Annotated in this window: 14 protein-coding genes; 4 read left to right on the top strand and 10 right to left on the bottom strand. The window is 69.4% G+C overall.

Annotated features, from left to right (window positions below):
- Nucleotides 1–17 precede the first annotated feature (17 nt).
- From KZC57_RS03965 to KZC57_RS03985, 5 genes are all read right to left on the bottom strand, one after another.
- Nucleotides 18–1,787 carry a penicillin-binding protein 2 gene (locus KZC57_RS03965; protein WP_144881299.1) on the bottom strand — a complete coding sequence of 590 codons (1,770 nt, stop codon included), beginning with the start codon at nucleotides 1,785–1,787 and terminating at the stop codon, nucleotides 18–20.
- Between the two features lie 25 nt (nucleotides 1,788–1,812).
- Complete coding sequence (locus tag KZC57_RS03970; protein ID WP_247641086.1) at nucleotides 1,813–2,385, bottom strand: hypothetical protein; 573 nt, start codon at nucleotides 2,383–2,385, stop codon at nucleotides 1,813–1,815.
- Entirely contained in the window at nucleotides 2,382–3,320 is a 939-nt protein-coding gene (gene rsmH, locus KZC57_RS03975) for a 16S rRNA (cytosine(1402)-N(4))-methyltransferase RsmH (protein ID WP_105950049.1), read from the bottom strand. The genes KZC57_RS03970 and rsmH overlap by 4 nt, the downstream gene beginning before the upstream one ends.
- A 103-nt stretch (nucleotides 3,321–3,423) precedes the next feature.
- Complete coding sequence (gene mraZ / locus KZC57_RS03980) at nucleotides 3,424–3,855, bottom strand: division/cell wall cluster transcriptional repressor MraZ (protein WP_025105095.1); 432 nt, start codon at nucleotides 3,853–3,855, stop codon at nucleotides 3,424–3,426.
- Between the two features lie 261 nt (nucleotides 3,856–4,116).
- The gene (locus KZC57_RS03985) at nucleotides 4,117–4,491 is read right to left on the bottom strand and encodes a DUF3040 domain-containing protein (protein WP_060922679.1); all 375 of its coding nucleotides are present in this window, start codon (nucleotides 4,489–4,491) and stop codon (nucleotides 4,117–4,119) included.
- A gap of 84 nt (nucleotides 4,492–4,575) precedes the next feature.
- On the opposite strand from KZC57_RS03985, the gene KZC57_RS03990 reads away from it, so the two are divergent.
- Nucleotides 4,576–5,679, top strand: a complete 1,104-nt coding sequence (locus KZC57_RS03990) for a polyprenyl synthetase family protein (protein WP_060922680.1) — start codon at nucleotides 4,576–4,578, stop codon at nucleotides 5,677–5,679.
- A 9-nt stretch (nucleotides 5,680–5,688) separates the two neighbouring features.
- On the opposite strand, the gene KZC57_RS03995 is transcribed toward KZC57_RS03990, so the two are convergent.
- Complete coding sequence (locus tag KZC57_RS03995) at nucleotides 5,689–6,045, bottom strand: Rv2175c family DNA-binding protein (RefSeq protein ID WP_060922681.1); 357 nt, start codon at nucleotides 6,043–6,045, stop codon at nucleotides 5,689–5,691.
- Nucleotides 6,046–6,175: 130 nt separating this feature from the next.
- Between KZC57_RS03995 and KZC57_RS04000 the strand changes: the two genes are divergently transcribed.
- Together KZC57_RS04000 and pknB are read left to right on the top strand one after the other, a co-directional pair.
- Nucleotides 6,176–7,303: a LysM peptidoglycan-binding domain-containing protein gene (locus KZC57_RS04000; protein WP_247641087.1), complete on the top strand. Its 1,128-nt coding sequence runs from the start codon at nucleotides 6,176–6,178 to the stop codon at nucleotides 7,301–7,303.
- Between the two features lie 76 nt (nucleotides 7,304–7,379).
- The gene (gene pknB / locus KZC57_RS04005) at nucleotides 7,380–9,335 is read left to right on the top strand and encodes a Stk1 family PASTA domain-containing Ser/Thr kinase (RefSeq protein ID WP_060921160.1); all 1,956 of its coding nucleotides are present in this window, start codon (nucleotides 7,380–7,382) and stop codon (nucleotides 9,333–9,335) included.
- Nucleotides 9,336–9,396: 61 nt separating this feature from the next.
- Here the strand turns inward: pknB and KZC57_RS04010 are convergent, their stop codons facing one another.
- On the bottom strand, nucleotides 9,397–10,737 hold the full coding sequence (locus tag KZC57_RS04010; protein WP_029989865.1) for a class II 3-deoxy-7-phosphoheptulonate synthase: 1,341 nt from the start codon (nucleotides 10,735–10,737) through the stop codon (nucleotides 9,397–9,399).
- A gap of 47 nt (nucleotides 10,738–10,784) precedes the next feature.
- Nucleotides 10,785–11,474 carry a 1-acyl-sn-glycerol-3-phosphate acyltransferase gene (locus tag KZC57_RS04015; protein WP_247641088.1) on the bottom strand — a complete coding sequence of 230 codons (690 nt, stop codon included), beginning with the start codon at nucleotides 11,472–11,474 and terminating at the stop codon, nucleotides 10,785–10,787.
- Between the two features lie 150 nt (nucleotides 11,475–11,624).
- On the opposite strand from KZC57_RS04015, the gene KZC57_RS04020 reads away from it, so the two are divergent.
- Nucleotides 11,625–13,457 (top strand): long-chain fatty acid--CoA ligase, encoded by a 1,833-nt coding sequence (locus KZC57_RS04020; RefSeq protein WP_144881305.1) that lies wholly within the window; start codon nucleotides 11,625–11,627, stop codon nucleotides 13,455–13,457.
- 90 nt (nucleotides 13,458–13,547) lie between these two features.
- Here KZC57_RS04020 and def read toward each other — a convergent pair whose 3' ends face one another.
- A complete protein-coding gene (gene def, locus KZC57_RS04025) occupies nucleotides 13,548–14,039 on the bottom strand; it encodes a peptide deformylase (RefSeq protein WP_144881307.1) in 492 nt (163 codons plus the stop codon).
- On the bottom strand, nucleotides 14,039–15,523 hold the full coding sequence (locus tag KZC57_RS04030) for a MinD/ParA family protein (RefSeq protein WP_247641089.1): 1,485 nt from the start codon (nucleotides 15,521–15,523) through the stop codon (nucleotides 14,039–14,041). Before KZC57_RS04030 ends, def begins: the two co-directional genes overlap by 1 nt.
- Between the last annotated feature and the right edge of the window lie 25 nt (nucleotides 15,524–15,548).

Below are 15,548 nucleotides of genomic sequence, written 5' to 3' on the forward strand. Positions count from 1 at the left end.
TGCGCGGCTCTCGCCGGCTATCCGAACTTGGGGAGGAGCGCGTCCATCGGGACAGAGGACGGCATCACGCGATAGGTCTTCATCACCTGCGTCATCGCCTTCTGGAAGGCGGAAGCGGTGGCCGCGGACGATACAACCTTAGTCGGCTCGTCGAGGGTCACCACGACGACGTACTGGGGGTCGTCGACGGGAGCGAAGCCCACCATGCTGGTGTAGTACACGCCGGCCTTGTAGCCGCCCTTGCCGTCCGACACCTGCGCGGTACCGGTCTTGCTGGTCACCCGGTAGCCGGGGACCTGGATGCGATCGGCGTTGCCGCCCTGCACTGCGACGTTCTCCAGCATCCGGGTCAGGTCGGCCGCGGTCTGCTCCTTCACGATCTGCTCGTGCTTCGGCTTCGGGGTCTCCGTGACGGTCCCGTCGGGGGCCGTGCAGGACTCGACCATCGACAGGTCGATCTTCTCCCCGCCGTTGGCGATGGCCTGGTACGCGCCGGCGAGCTGGGGGGCCGTCACCGTGAAGTACTGGCCGAACGTCGTCGTGTAGAGCGACTGACTGTCCCAGTCGCTCACCGGGTGGAGGATGCCGCCCACCTCGGAGGGGAAGTCCAGCGTCTTCTGCCCGACGCCGAAGCGCTGCAGGTAGTCGTAGCGGACCTCGGGGGCGACCATCGTGCCGAACTTCGACAGCGCGGTGTTGGACGAGTCGATCAGTCCACCGGCCAGCGTGTAGTTGTAGGCGGGGTGGCTGAACGCGTCGTTGACCACGGCGCCGTTGGGGAACGTCTCGCGCGATGACGCCGTGACCGTGCTGAGCGGAGTGAGACCGGCACCCTCCATCGCCGCGGCCGCGGTGATCGCCTTGAAGGTGGAGCCCGGCTCGAAGTCGCGGTGGAAGATCTGGCTGTAACGCGTCTCCGGCGTGGAGGAGTCCAGGTCGTTCGGGTCCATGGCCGGCCACTCGGCGGCGGCGCGGATCTTCCCGGTGCCCACCTCGACGACCGTCACGGTCCCGCCCTTGGCGCCCTGCTTCTGGGCCTCTTCGCCGATCATCTGCTGGAGGTACCACTGCAGGTCGCTGTTGATGGTGAGCTGCACCGTGCCGCCGTCGACGGCGTCGGTGACGGATTCGCTGCCCGGGATCACGACCCCGTCCTTGCCCTTGCGATAGGTCTTCTCACCGTCCACGGGCGCCAGGCATGCCTGCTCGAGCTGCTCGACACCGGCTTTGGCCTCGCCCGTGTTGTCGAGGAAGCCCAGCACGTTGCCGGCGACGGCCCCGTTGGGGTAGACCCGGGTCTCGCGCGGCTTCAGCGCCAGGTAAGACCCGAGGCCGAGGTCGCGGAGCGCGATGTACTGCTCGGTGTTCAACCCGGTTTTCAAGGGCGCGTACTGGCTGTTCGGGTTCTCGGCGAGGGCGTCGGAGACACGCTTGCGGATCTCGTCTCCCGGCACCCCCGTGATCGCGGCGATCTTCTCGGAGGCCTCGGCCCACGGCAGAGCCGGATCCTTCTCCTCCGTGAGCCTGATGACCTGCGGGCTGAGCTGCGCGTCGTAGACCATGACGCTCGACGCGAGGACCGTGCCCTCGGAGTCGACGATGGATCCCCGCTGGCCGGGGATCTTCGAGCCGTCGCCGATGTGCTCGAGGGATTGGCTGACGTGCTCGTCGGCGCTCACCACCTGGATGTCGATGAGGCGGACGACGAACGCCACCAGGATGGAAAGGATGACCGCCAGGGCGACGACGGTGCGTCGCCGCGGTCCGCGCGTGGCTCGTGTCGTCATGGGATCTCTCCGTCGCTCGGGATGGTCAGTGCGTCGTGGGGCTGGGCAGGCCGTCGGTGATGGCCGGTGGCAGGTCTTGCGCCGGCGATGTGCCGCCCGTCTCCTCGTTCGCCGTGTCCGTCGCCGGCGGCGTCTCCTCCGTGACGAGGACGTTGCCGACGGCCGCCTTCCCGTTGGGATCGATCGTGGACACCCCCTCCGCCCCGGTACCCGCGCCGAAGACGGCACCGTCGCTGAGGCGGAGATAGGACGGGGCGCCCGCCACGACCATGCCGAGGTCGGCGGCGCTGCTGGCGAGCACCTGCGGGGAGCTCAGTCCCGTGAGCTCTTCCTGCAGCGCATCGGTCCGGAGGTCGAGTTCACGCTGCTGGGACGTGAGCCCCGCGAGGGTGAACGAATCCTGGGTGATGGCGAGCGAGAGCCCGACCTGACCCGCGCCGATGGCCAGGGCGCCGCCCAGCGCGACGAGCGCGTAGGCGAGCTTCGGCTTGCGGCGTCGTGCCGGGGCCGTCACCGGCCGCAGGCGCCGCTCCGGCGTCGTCTCCGGGGCGGCCGGCTGCAGTGGCAGGGCTGGCTTGCGGACTGCGTTCATGCTCATGCGCTCTCCCGCACCTTCTCGGCGGCGCGCAGGCGCACCGGTATCGCACGCGGATTGCGTGCGCGCTCTTCGTCGTCGGCGAGTTCCGCCCCCTTGGTCAGGATGCGGAATCGGGGGGCGTGCTCGGGCAGTTCGACAGGCAACCCGGCGGGCGCCGTCGAGGAGGAGGCGGCGGCGAAGGCCTGCTTGACCAGCCGGTCCTCGAGGGACTGGTACGACATCACCACGATGCGTCCTCCGACCGCGAGGGCGTCCATCGCGGCGGGGATCGCGTCAGCGAGGACGTTCAGCTCGGCGTTGACCTCGATCCGAAGGGCCTGGAACACGCGCTTCGCCGGGTGCCCTGATCGCTGCGCTGCCGCGGGGGTTGCGGCCACGAGGATGTCGACGAGCTCACCCGATCGCGTGATCGGCTGCTTCTGACGGGCGTCGATGATGAAGCGCGCATACCGGCCGGCGAGCTTCTCCTCCCCGTACCGCTCGAAGATGCGCCGCAGGTTCCCCTCGCTGTAGCTGGCGATGACCTCGGCGGCGGTGATGCCCTTCGTCTGATCCATCCGCATGTCGAGCGGAGCGTCCTTGGAATACGCGAAGCCGCGTTCGGCCTCGTCCAGCTGCAGCGACGAGACACCCAGGTCGAACAGGATCCCGGCGGCGCCCTGAGCGTGCAGCCCGATCTCGTCGTAGACGGTGTGGACGAGCGTGACCCGATCCCGGAACCGGGCGAGCCGCTCCCCCGCGATCTTCAGCGCGTCGGTGTCCCGGTCCAGCCCGATGAGACGGATGCCGGGGAATCGCTCGAGCAGCGCCTCGGAATGGCCGCCCATGCCGAGGGTGGCGTCGACGAGCACGGCGCCGTCCTCCTGGAGGGCGGGCGCGAGGAGCTCGACGCAGCGGTCGAGCAGGACAGGAGTGTGGATGTCGCGGAGGTTCATGATCTCTCTCGGGTCCGACCTTCGGCTCTGATCCCCCTCCGCATCTCGACCCGGCACCGGGGAAGTGTGTCGGGGCGGGAGCGGCGGGGCATCACAGCCGTGGTCAGAACAGTCCGGGAATCACCTCCTGCTCCAGCTCGGCGTAGGACTCCTCGCCGGCGGCGAGGTAAGCGTTCCAGCTCTCCGCGTCCCAGATCTCGGCGTGGGCGCCGACTCCGGTCACGATGAGTTCCTTCTGAAGACCTGCGTACTGACGCAGGTGGGCGGGGATGGTGATGCGGTTCTGGCTGTCGGGCATCTCCGCGCTGGCGCCGGAGAGGAACATGCGCATGAAGTCACGCGCCTGCTTGTTGGCGAGCGGCGCCTGACGGATCCGCTCGTGCATCGCCTCGAACTCGGCCGTGCTGAAGACGTAGAGGCAGCGCTCCTGGCCCCGGGTGACGACGATGCCGCCGCCCAGGTCCTCGCGGAACTTCGCGGGAAGGATGACCCGTCCCTTGTCGTCCAGCTTCGGTGAGTGCGTGCCCAGCAGCATCGGCCATCACCCCCTCTCCGTCCGGCCAACTCGAGGTGCGCCCCACTTTACTCCACTTTCCTCCACATTCCTACGACGAATCCAGGCTATCGCCGCCCATTCCCGGGAGGATGTTCGCTCATGCCCTGGAATTCCGCGGCACAGGGAGGTGGAGGGCCGGTGGAGGACAGTGGAGGGCTGGTGGAGGGTAGACGGCGCAGCACGCACGAAAAAGCCCGGATGCTCAGCATCCGGGCTTCGTGGTGGAGAGAAAGGGAGGGGTCAGTGGCCGTCCTGCCGCCGATCCCATCGGTCGTTCATGCGATCCATGAAGGAAGAGGAGTCCTGCCGCTTCGGGGCGGTGCGCGTGCGGGCCTCTGCCGGACCGCTGCGCCGGACCGGGGTGACGGCCAGCATCACTCCGCCGAGCATGGCCGCGAATCCGATCACCCCGACGACGATGCCCCAGACGTCCCCGAGGATGACGCCGACGACGAGTCCGCCGATGCCGGCGAGCAGGAGGAGGGCCCCGTAGACGAGGTTGCGATAGCTGAGCGTGCGATCACCCGACGGCGCGCTCACGACGTCGGCGTCATTGTGCAGGAGATGGCGTTCCATCTCGTCGAGCAGACGTTGCTCCTGTTCGGAGAGTGGCATCTCATCCCCCTCGGGTATCGTGCCCTCCAGTCTACGCGCGAGCGGCGTCCGGGGCTAGCAGTTCAGGCGTCTCATCCTTTACGTATGCTGGGAGTCGTGCCGTCCCCCTCCCCCTCCGTCCCCGACGCCGTGGCCGCGCGACTGGACCTCTTCCTCGACCGCATGCGAACGGAGTCGGCGGACTACGGCGACGACGCCGCCGCCTTCCTCGACGCGGCGTCCGACACCCTCTCCGGAGGCAAGAGGCTGCGCGCCCGCTTCTGCCACGCAGGATGGCGCGCCGTCTCCCGCTTCCGCGACCGTCTCGCCACCGAGGACGACGCCCTGTGGGACCTCTGCGCGGCGCTGGAGATCTTCCAGTCCGCCGCACTCGTGCACGACGACCTGATCGACAACTCCGATACACGCCGAGGCCGCCCCGCCGCTCACCGAGCTCTCGAGGCGTCCCACCGCTCCGCCGGCTGGTGGGGAGACGCCGCCGCCTTCGGCCGCGCCGGCTCCGTGCTGCTCGGCGATCTCCTCGTCGCGTGGAGCGATGACCTCCTCGAGTCTGCGCTCGATGGGCACGGAGAGGCACGGACCGTGCGCGCCGAGTACGCGCGCATGCGGCGCGACGTCACGATCGGACAGTTCCTCGACATCGCCGAGGAGTCGGCGTGGAGCGTCAGCGACGACCGCGAGCATGCAGAACGGGCGCTCCGTGTGGCCTCGCTGAAGTCCGCGCGGTACAGCATCGAGCAGCCCCTCATCCTGGGTGCGAGCCTCGCCGGCGCGGACGCGGAGCAGACCTCGGCGCTGCGGCGCTTCGGGCACCCGCTCGGCCTCGCCTTCCAGTTGCGTGACGACGTGCTCGGCGTCTTCGGCGATGCCGCCGTCACCGGCAAGCCCGCGGGCGATGACCTGCGCGAGGGCAAGCGCACCGTGCTCATCGCCCTCACCAGGGAGAAGCTGGACACCCCTGCGCGGCGGCTGCTCGACGAGATGCTCGGCGATCCCGATCTGACAGCAGCGCAGGTGTCGTTCCTGCAGGAGACGATCGCCGGAACCGGGGCCCTCGAACGGGTCGAGACGATGATCGCGGACTACGCCAGAGAGGCCGATCGCGCGCTTTCCGGAGCCCGGCTCGACGACGCCGCTGTCGGAGAGCTCCGCGACCTCGGCAGAGCAGCGACCGTGCGCTCCTCCTGAGCGGATCGCTCAGGCGAGCGTGCGCGCGAGCCGACGGACCTCGCTCTTGTGTCCGGCGAGCAGGGAGGCGATCGGGGAACGCCCGAGGGTCTCCTCCTCGGCGAGCAGCCAGTCGATCAGTTCGTCGTCCGAGAAGCCGGCATCCTGCAGGACGATGATCGTCCCGCGCAGGGAGCTCAGCGGCTGCCCGTCCACGATGAACACCGACGGCACCGCGAAGACGCCGCTGCGCCGCGAGCCGACGAGGTAGTGCTCGTCGATCAGACGACGCACGCGCCCGAGCGGCTCGCCGAGAACCTCGACGAGGTCGGGCATGGTCAGCCATTCGAAGGCGGAATCACGGGTTGCAGCGACGTTCTCAGACACGTTGCCACTATCTCACCTCGGCAGCCGGAGCGCATGTTCAGCACTTCCGTCACATTCGTCACACCCGTCACTTCTGTTGACATCTCTATACATCCGTGTCAGCGTGAAGTGCTCGAAAAAGGGGGCTGACGTGATCTTCCAGACAGCCGTGGCCGGCGCTCTCGCCGCCACTCTGACGGCGGCGCCCGCCGCCGCCGCGCCTGCACCGCCGGTCGCGCCGCACGAACGGCATCGCATCGCTCCGGTGCGCGTCGCACCGACGCAGAACATCCCGCCCTCGCATGTCGTGCAACCGGGCGACACGGTCGCCGGCATCGCCGGTCGCTACGGAATCCGAACGACCGACGTCCTCGGCTGGAACGGTCTGTCCTGGAGATCGGTGATCTATCCGGGGCAGAGTCTGCAGTTGCACGCCCCCGCCGGGGCTCCCGCGCCGGCCCCCGCGACGACGAAGACCCACACGGTCGTGGCGGGCGACACCGTCTTCGGCATCGCCCGGAGATACGCCACCTCGGTGAGCGCGATCCTCGCCGCCAACTGCCTTCCCGCCGGCGCCATCATCTACCCCGGGCAGAAGCTCGTCGTGTCCGGGGCTGCTGCGCCCGCAGCCTCGCCCGCCGCCGCGCCCGCGGCGGCACCGGCACCGCACGCGCAGCCGAGCGGCGCGACACACACCGTGGCGGCAGGCGAGACGCTGTTCTCGATCGCCCAGCGGTACGGGACCACCACGCAGTCCCTCTTCGCCTGGAACGGCCTCGGCGCGTCGTCGATCATCTACCCGGGTCAGCGCCTCGCCGTGCAGGCACCTGCTCCGAAGCCCGCCGCCGCACCCACCGGACAGCGCAGTGCCACCCTGACAGCCGAGCAGGCGGCCAACGCCGCGCTCATCATCCGCGTGGGCCGCGAGCTCGGAGTCTCCGACCGCGGGATCGCCATCGCCCTCGCCACCGGGATGGTGGAGTCGGATCTCCGCAACCTGGACTGGGGGGACCGCGACTCGCTCGGGATCTTCCAGCAGCGCCCGAGCACCGGCTGGGGCACCCCGGCGCAGATCATGGATGCGGAGCGGAGCACGCGCGTCTTCTACGGGGGCGCCGGCGACCCGAACGGGCATCTCACCCGCGGCCTGCTCGACATTCCCGGCTGGGAGTCGCTGGCCTTCACCGATGCGGCGCAGGCCGTGCAGATCTCCGCCTACCCGGATCGCTACGGGCAGTGGGAGGCCCAGGCATACGCATGGCTCGCCCAGCACGGGTGACGCCTGCGGAAATCCGGATGCCTCGAGGGGTGAGGCGTTCCCGGGGCTTTCAGCCAATCGTCCATAGACTTCTGTCGTGACGACCAATCATCAAGCCGACCCCCTCATCGGGCGGCTTGTCGACGGTCGGTACCGGGTGCGTGCGCGGATCGCCCGCGGCGGAATGGCCACGGTCTATGTCGCCACCGACCTCCGACTGGAGCGTCGCATCGCCCTGAAGGTCATGCACGCCCACCTCAGCGACGACTCCGCGTTCCAGAGCCGGTTCATCCAGGAGGCGCGCGCCGCGGCGCGGCTCGCCGACCCGCACGTCGTCAACGTCTTCGATCAGGGCCAGGACGGCGAGCTCGCCTACCTCGTCATGGAGTATCTGCCAGGCATCACCCTGCGGGAGCTGCTCCGCGAGCAGAAGCGCCTCACCGTCGCTCAGACGATCACCATCATGGACGCCGTTCTCGCCGGGCTCTCCGCCGCGCATCGGGCGGGCATCGTCCATCGCGACGTGAAGCCGGAGAACGTCCTGCTCGCGGAGGACGGGCGCATCAAGATCGGCGACTTCGGACTCGCCAGAGCGACGACCGCGAACACCGCGACCGGGCAGCAGCTCCTCGGGACGATCGCGTACCTCGCGCCCGAGCTCGTCACCCGCGGCACCGCCGACGCCCGCAGCGACATCTACGCGCTCGGCATCATGCTCTACGAGATGCTCGTCGGCGAGCAGCCCTACAAGGGCGAGCAGCCGATGCAGATCGCGTTCCAGCACGCCACGGAGTCGGTTCCCCGGCCCAGCGTCCGCAATCCCGCAGTGCCGGAGCAGCTCGACGAGCTCGTGCTGTGGGCGACCGAGAAGTCTCCGGACGAGCGTCCGGACGATGCCCAGCAGATGCTCGAGCGCCTGCGCGAGATCGAGCGCGAGATCGGCGTCGCCCCCGCCGTGACCCGGACCACCGGCGCTTCCCGCGACCAGGCGGATTCCGGAGACCTCACCAAGGTCATGCCGGGCACCATGGTCCTCCCCGAACCGGCGACGGCCACGTCCCCGGGGATCGACAACGCCACGATCCTCCGCCGGCGAGCCGCCAAGCGCCGCGCCCGCGGTACCTTCCTCCTCTCCCTCGTGCTGCTGCTCGCCGTCCTCGCCGGCGGCGTCGGATGGTGGTTCGGCTCCGGTCCCGGTTCGCTGATCGCGGTGCCCGATGTGGCGGGCCAGACCTACGACGAGGCCGCCGCCGACCTCACCGAAGCCGGCTTCGAACCCGCCCAGCGCGACGAGTTCTCCGTCGATGTCGAGAAGGGGATCGTCATCGAGACGGACCCCGGCTCGGGCACCAGGATCGACAAGGGCGCCACCGTCGCCGTGGTCGTATCCGCCGGCCCGGCCTCGCACGACCTCGCCCCGGTCGCGGGGCAGTCGGCCGACGATGTGCGGGCCGCGCTGCAGGCGGCGAATCTGGAGATCACCGACGACGAGGAGTACTTCACCGACACCACGGACGGATCGGTCATCAATGTCCGCATCACCCCTCGGGACGGCGGAGATGCCTTCGCCTGCGACCAGGGATGCACGGTCCACGAGAAGGACACGGCGACCATCCAGGTGTCACGCGGCCCGGTGCCGGACGTCACGGACATGACGGTCAAGCAGGCCACCGAGACGCTCACCGGCAAGGGCCTGAAGGTGGCGGAGGAGAACATCTACCGCCCGAGCGACTCCATCGGCAAGGACCGCGTCATCGGCTACGCGGACCGCGCCGAGAGAGGATCGTGGCGCCCGGGCGAGACGATCCAGCTGATCGTCTCCCAGGGGCCGCCGCTGTTCGACGTGCCCGATGTCTCCGGGATGACGCGGGATGAGGCAACCGGCGCGCTGCGCGACGCCGGTTTCACCTGGAGCTACACGAGCAGCACCGGTCTGCCCGACTCGGTGTGGGATCTCCTCGCGAACGAGAACACGCGCGTGGAGTCGTACAGCCCGTCCGACCCGCAGCGGAAGGGCACGAGCATCACGCTCACCATGAGCTTCGCCGGCTGACGGCGATACGACGAAGGGGCCGGAACATCGTTCCGGCCCCTTCGTGCATTCCGCCCGCGGATCAGCGCTTCTCGAGCTCCTCGGCCACGAGGAAGGCCAGCTCCAGGGACTGCATGTGGTTCAAACGCGGGTCGCACAGGCTCTCGTAGCGAGTCGCGAGGGCCGCCTCGTCGATCTGCTCCGATCCGCCCAGGCACTCGGTGACGTCGTCGCCGGTCAGCTCGACGTGGATGCCGCCGGGGAACGTACCCACGGCGCGGTGGGCCTCGAAGAAGCCGCGGACCTCGTCGACGACGTCGTCGAAACGGCGCGTCTTGTATCCGGTGGGCGTGGTGATGCCGTTGCCGTGCATCGGGTCGGTGACCCACAGCGGCTGCGCACCCGACTCGCGGACCGCCTCCAGCAGAGGGGGCAGCGCGTCGCGGATGCGGCCGGCACCCATGCGCGTGATGAACGTCAGGCGGCCGGGCTCGCGCTCCGGGTCGAGCTTGTCGATGAGCGCCAGCGCCGTCTCCGGCGTCGTGGTGGGGCCCAGCTTCACGCCGATCGGGTTCCGGATCTTCGAGAAGTAGTCGACGTGCGCGCCGTCGAGCTCGCGCGTGCGCTCCCCGATCCACAGGAAGTGGGCCGAGGTGTTGTACGGCGTGTCCGTCCGGGAGTCGATCCGCGTCATCGGGCGCTCGTAGTCCATGAGCAGACCCTCGTGGCCGGTGAAGAACTCGACCCGCTTCAGCTCGTCGAAGTCCGCGCCGGCGGCCTCCATGAACTTGATCGCACGATCGATCTCGGCGGCCATGCGCTCGTAGCGCTGGTTGGCGGGGTTCTGGGCGAAGCCCTTGTTCCAGGAGTGCACCTCCCGGAGGTCGGCGAATCCACCCTGGGTGAAGGCCCGGATGAGGTTCAGCGTCGATGCCGCGGTGTGGTAGCCCTGCAGCAGACGACCGGGATCGGCCTGACGCGAGCCCTCGGTGAAGTCGTAGCCGTTGACGATGTCGCCACGGTACGCGGGCAGCGTCACCTCGCCGCGGGTCTCGGTGTCACTGGAGCGCGGCTTGGCGAACTGCCCGGCCATGCGCCCCATCTTGACGACCGGCATGGAGGCGCCATACGTGAGCACCACGGCCATCTGCAGCACCGTCTTGATGCGGTTGCGGATCTGCTCGGCCGTCGCCCCGGCGAAGGTCTCGGCGCAGTCGCCGCCCTGGAGGAGGAAGGCCTGCCCGGAGGCCGCCCTGGCGAGACGGTCGCGAAGGTTGTCGACCTCACCCGCGAAGACCAGCGGCGGAAGGCTCGAGATCTGCCGGGAGACGTCGGCGACGCGGTCGGCGTCTGGCCACTGCGGCTGCTGCTTGATGGGAAGCGAGCGCCAGGCATCAAGGGCTTCGATGTGGTGCGGGAGCATGCGTCCAGCCTAGTGGGCGGCGACACCGCCGAGACGCGCTCCGGAGGCTATGTGACGCGCGCCGGGAGGCGGTCCTTGACGGTCGATGCGTAGACGTCCTCGTACTCCTGCTGACCGAGCCGCTGGAGCGCCACCATGATCTCATCCGTGACGGAGCGGAGGATGTAGCGGTCGTTCTCCATGCCGGCGTAGCGAGAGAAGTCGAGCGGCTCGCCGATGACGATCCCGACCCGCATGACGCGCGGGATCCGGCGGCCGATGGGCATCGCCGTTTCGGTGTCGACCATGATGACCGGGATGACGGGGACCTTCGCTTCGAGCGCCATCCGGGCGATGCCGGTGCGGCCGCGGTAGAGCTTGCCGTCGGGGCTGCGGGTGCCCTCCGGATAGATGCCGAGCAGGTCGCCCCCGCCGAGGACCTGGAGGCCGGTGTTCAGGGAGGCCTCCGAGGCCTTGCCACCGGAGCGGTCGATGGGGATCTGGCCCGTCGCCTTCATGAAGAAGCGGGTGGACCACCCCTTGAGGCCGCGTCCGGTGAAGTAGTCGCTCTTCGCGAGGAACGACATCGACCGATCGATCACGAGGGGCAGGAAGATCGAGTCCGCGAAGGAGAGATGGTTGCTGGCGAGGATCGCCGCCCCGGTCGCGGGCACGTTCTTCCGCCCCACGATCCAGGGGCGGAACACGGCCTTGACCACGGGGCCGATCACGACGTACTTCATCAGCCAGTAGAACATCGAGGTGAAGTCTAGCGCCGCGATGCACATCGCCTCACGTTTCTCGTCTCTCGACCCGGGAAGCGACTGAGTTTCACCCTGACCGCGACCCGGTGCCATGCCCTAGACTCGGACCAACGCCCGTGCCCGACCGGTACCGAAGGAGCTGCCGTGGTCCAGTTTGAAGTCCCCGCGATCGTCCCCGCCGATCCCGACGCGAACGTCGCCGACCTGCTTGCGAAGCGCGTCGAGGCGACTCCCGACCGGGCGTTGTTCTCCGTCCCGCAGGGCGACGGGTGGCGCGACATCTCCGCCGCCGACTTCGAGACCGCCGTGATCGCGCTCGCGAAGGGCTTCGCCGCCGCGGGCATCCAGCCGGGCGAGAAAGTGGGCTTCCTCGCCCGCACCACCTACGAGTGGAGCCTCGTCGACTTCGCCCTCTTCTACGCCGGTGCGGTGATGGTGCCGATCTACGAGACGAGCTCGCCGTCGCAGATCCAGTGGATCCTCGAGGACTCCGGCGCGATCGCGCTCCTCGTCGAGTCACCGGAGCACTTCGCCCGCGTCGACGAGGTGCGCGGCGACCTGCCGCTGCTCCGGGAGGTCTGGCAGCTGCATCTGGGCGCCATCGACACGCTCACCGCGCAGGGAGCCTCGGTCTCCGATGACGAGATCCAGCGTCGCCGGAACCTCGCCGTCGGCTCGGACATCGCGACCCTCATCTACACCTCGGGCTCCACCGGACGACCCAAGGGATGCGTGCTCACGCACAGCAACTTCGTCGAGCTGTCCCGCAACTCCGCGAAGGCCCTCGACGAGGTCGTGCAGACCCCCGGCTCCTCCACCCTGCTCTTCATCACGACGGCGCACGTCTTCGCGCGCTTCATCTCCATCCTCAACGTGCACGCCGGGGTGCGCACCGGCCACCAGCCCGACACGCGTCAGCTGCTGCCGGCCCTCGGCTCGTTCAAGCCCACCTTCCTCCTCGCGGTCCCCCGCGTGTTCGAGAAGGTCTACAACTCCGCCGAGCAGAAGGCCGAGGCGGGTGGCAAGGGCAAGATCTTCCGCGCCGCGGCCGACGTCGCGATCGAGCACTCCCGGCTGCTGGAGGAGGGCAAGAAGATCCCGTTCGGCACGAAGCTGAAGTTCGCGCTCTTCAACAAGCTCGTCTACTCCAAGCTCCGTGAGGCCATGGGCGGCAACGTCGTCTACGCGGTGTCGGGCTCCGCTCCCCTGGGCGCGCGCCTCGGCCACTTCTTCCACAGCCTCGGCGTGGTGATCCTCGAGGGTTACGGTCTGACCGAGACGACGGCGCCCGCGACGGTGAACCTCGCCTCGAAGTCGAAGATCGGCACGGTCGGCCCCGCCCTCCCCGGCGTCGGGGTGCGTCTCGCCGACGACGGCGAGATCGAGGTGCGGGGCATCAACGTGTTCAAGGAGTACTGGAACAACCCGGAGGCCACCGCCGAGGCGTTCAGCGACGGCGGCTGGTTCCACACCGGCGACATCGGCAGCTTCGACGCCGACGGATTCCTCACGATCACCGGGCGCAAGAAGGAGATCATCGTCACGGCGGGCGGCAAGAACGTCGCCCCGGCCGCCCTCGAGGACCCGATCCGCGCGAACCCGATCGTGGGGCAGGTCGTCGTCGTCGGCGACCAGCGTCCGTTCATCTCGGCACTCGTCACCCTCGACCCGGAGATGCTGCCGACCTGGCTCGCGAACAACGGTCTCGACGAGAAGATGACGTTGGCGGAGGCCTCGACAAACCCGCAGGTCCGCGCCGAGGTGCAGCGCGCGGTCGACGCGGCGAACGAGCGGGTGTCGCGCGCGGAGTCCATCCGCAAGTTCACGATCCTGGACTCGGAGTGGACGGAGGCCTCGGGCCACCTCACCCCGAAGCTGTCGATCAAGCGGAACATCATCATGAACGACTTCGCCGATGAGATCTCCGCGATCTACGACGAGCCGGTCGCTACGACCAACGTCGCGATCGGCGGCTGACCCACAGGTCGACCCACCCCCTTCTGACCGAACCGGCCCCTTGCGCTCGCGCGTAAGGGGCCGGTTCGTACGAGAAGGGGTGGGTCGGGGCTAGAACCAGGAGCTCTCTCGAACCTCGCGCATCGCGATCTTCCGGGTCTCGGGGTCGAGCCGGGAGAGGAAGAGCTTGCCGTCGAGGTGGTCGGTCTCGTGCTGGAGGGCCTGCGCGAGCAAGCCGTCCCCCTCGAGCACCACCGGCTGCCCGTCGAGGTCGATCCCCTCGACCCGGGCCCAGGGGTGGCGCTGCGCGTCGTGCCAGAGTCCCGGCACCGAGAGGCAGCCCTCCCCCGTCGGCTCGGGCTCGCCGCGCACCTCCGTGAGCACGGGGTTGAGGACGTACCCGATCTCGCCGTCGACGTTGTAGCTGAAGGCACGGAGCGCGACGCCGATCTGCGGGGCCGCAACGCCGGCGCGACCGGGGAGCTCGACGGTCTCCAGGAGATCGGTGACCAGGGCGCGCACGCCGTCGTCGATCTCCTCGATGGGCGCGCAGACGGTCCGCAGGACCGGGTCGCCGAAGATGCGGATCTCTCGGACCGTCATCATGCGGCCTTCGCCCGGAGACCCTCGACGAGGAGCGCCGCGAGTTCGCGTGCCGCCTTCCGCGTCTCGGGGAGGAGGTTCGCGAAGACGATCGTCCCGCCCGCGGCGATCTGCGGGTCGTACGGCACACGCACGACGCTGCGGGCCCGCGACGCGAAGTGCGCCTGGAGCTCTCCGAGACGCACGAGCGGCGTGCCGGGCGTCGACTGGTTGAGCACCACGATCGCATCCCGCGCCTGCTGCGCGTACCCGTTGGTCTCCAGCCACGTGAGCGTCTCGGAGGCCAGTCGCGCCTCGTCGACGCTGAGGCCGGAGACGATGACGATCTGGTCGGCGAGGTCGAGGGTGGCCGACATCACGGAGTGGACGATTCCGGTGCCGGTGTCGGTGAGCACGAGCGAGTAGTAGTGCGCGGCCACATCGGCGACATCGCGGTAGTCGTCGTCGCTGAAGGCCTCGGCGACGCGGGGATCGGCGTCCGACGCGAGCACGTCGAGGCGCGTCGCATCCCGAGCGACGATGGCGGAGACGTCGTGGTAGCCCCGCACGTCGTCGCGGATGCGCACCAGGTCTCGCACGGACTTGCCGTGCGCGGCGCGCTGCACCCGGTCGGCGAGAGTTCCCCGATCGGGGTTCGCGTCCACGGCGATGACACGGTCCTCCCGCGCGTCCGCGAGGGCCATGCCCAGGAGCGCCGTGACGGTGGTCTTGCCCACGCCGCCCTTGCGGGAGAGCACCGGCACGAAGCGGGCGCCGCCAGCGAGCGGGGCCGCGATGCGCGCGGTCAGCTCCTTGCGCTCGCGCGCACGGCGCCCGTCGCCGATGTTCAGCCGCCGACCGGACAGCGTGTAGAGCAGATGGCTCCACCCGCCCTCGGGTTCCGGCTTGGCCGCACGATGCGGGTCGAGGAGGCGATCGGTGGTGAGGAGGTCCGCGGATTCGCGGGCGGACTCCCCCAACTCGTCGAGGCGCTTCGCGGTGAGCGTCACGTCGGTGCGCGGGCCCGGACGCGTGGGCGCGGAGGCGACGGGCTTGTCGTCGGATGCGGGCATCGTGGTCTCCTTCTGCACAGGTGGCTGCGGGGCGCGCGCCGGCTTCGCCGCCGGGCTCTCCGCACGGTCGGCACCGGCCTTCGCAAGGAAGAGAGCCGCAGCCTCCTCCTCGGCGACCCGATCCGCGGCGGCATCTGCCATCGGCGCGGGCTCCTCCACCACGACCGCATCGATCACGTCGTCGGTGCGCGGCGGATCCAGGACGGGCTTCGGCGCGGCGGGCAGCGTGAGGTCGTCGACGACGAGGTCGATGCCGACCTCTCCCTCCACCACGCCGTCGTCGGCGAGGTCGTCGTCCTCCTCCGCCGGCAGGGTCACCCGCACCTGCGCGGTCCCGCCGAGGATGCCGATGCCGGCGGTGTCGACGGACGCAGCGTCGTCGAGCACCCCCAGCGGACTGTCCTCGGGATCGGCGTTGTTCTTCGCGGTCACGTGTCACTCCAACCTGTGCGGGCCT

The sequence above is a fragment of the Microbacterium sp. KSW4-4 genome, from assembly GCF_023091185.1.
GTDB lineage: Bacteria > Actinomycetota > Actinomycetes > Actinomycetales > Microbacteriaceae > Microbacterium > Microbacterium paraoxydans.

Coding starts and splice junctions, on each gene's coding strand:
- KZC57_RS03970 (WP_247641086.1), bottom strand. CDS start 2,385: ATGAGCATGAACGCAGTCCGCAAGCCAGCCCTGCCACTGCAGCCGGCC.
- KZC57_RS03985 (WP_060922679.1), bottom strand. CDS start 4,491: ATGCCACTCTCCGAACAGGAGCAACGTCTGCTCGACGAGATGGAACGC.
- KZC57_RS04010 (WP_029989865.1), bottom strand. CDS start 10,737: ATGCTCCCGCACCACATCGAAGCCCTTGATGCCTGGCGCTCGCTTCCC.
- KZC57_RS03965 (WP_144881299.1), bottom strand. CDS start 1,787: ATGACGACACGAGCCACGCGCGGACCGCGGCGACGCACCGTCGTCGCC.
- KZC57_RS04015 (WP_247641088.1), bottom strand. CDS start 11,474: ATGTTCTACTGGCTGATGAAGTACGTCGTGATCGGCCCCGTGGTCAAG.
- mraZ (WP_025105095.1), bottom strand. CDS start 3,855: ATGCTGCTGGGCACGCACTCACCGAAGCTGGACGACAAGGGACGGGTC.
- rsmH (WP_105950049.1), bottom strand. CDS start 3,320: ATGAACCTCCGCGACATCCACACTCCTGTCCTGCTCGACCGCTGCGTC.
- KZC57_RS03990 (WP_060922680.1), top strand. CDS start 4,576: ATGCTGGGAGTCGTGCCGTCCCCCTCCCCCTCCGTCCCCGACGCCGTG.
- def (WP_144881307.1), bottom strand. CDS start 14,039: ATGACGGTCCGAGAGATCCGCATCTTCGGCGACCCGGTCCTGCGGACC.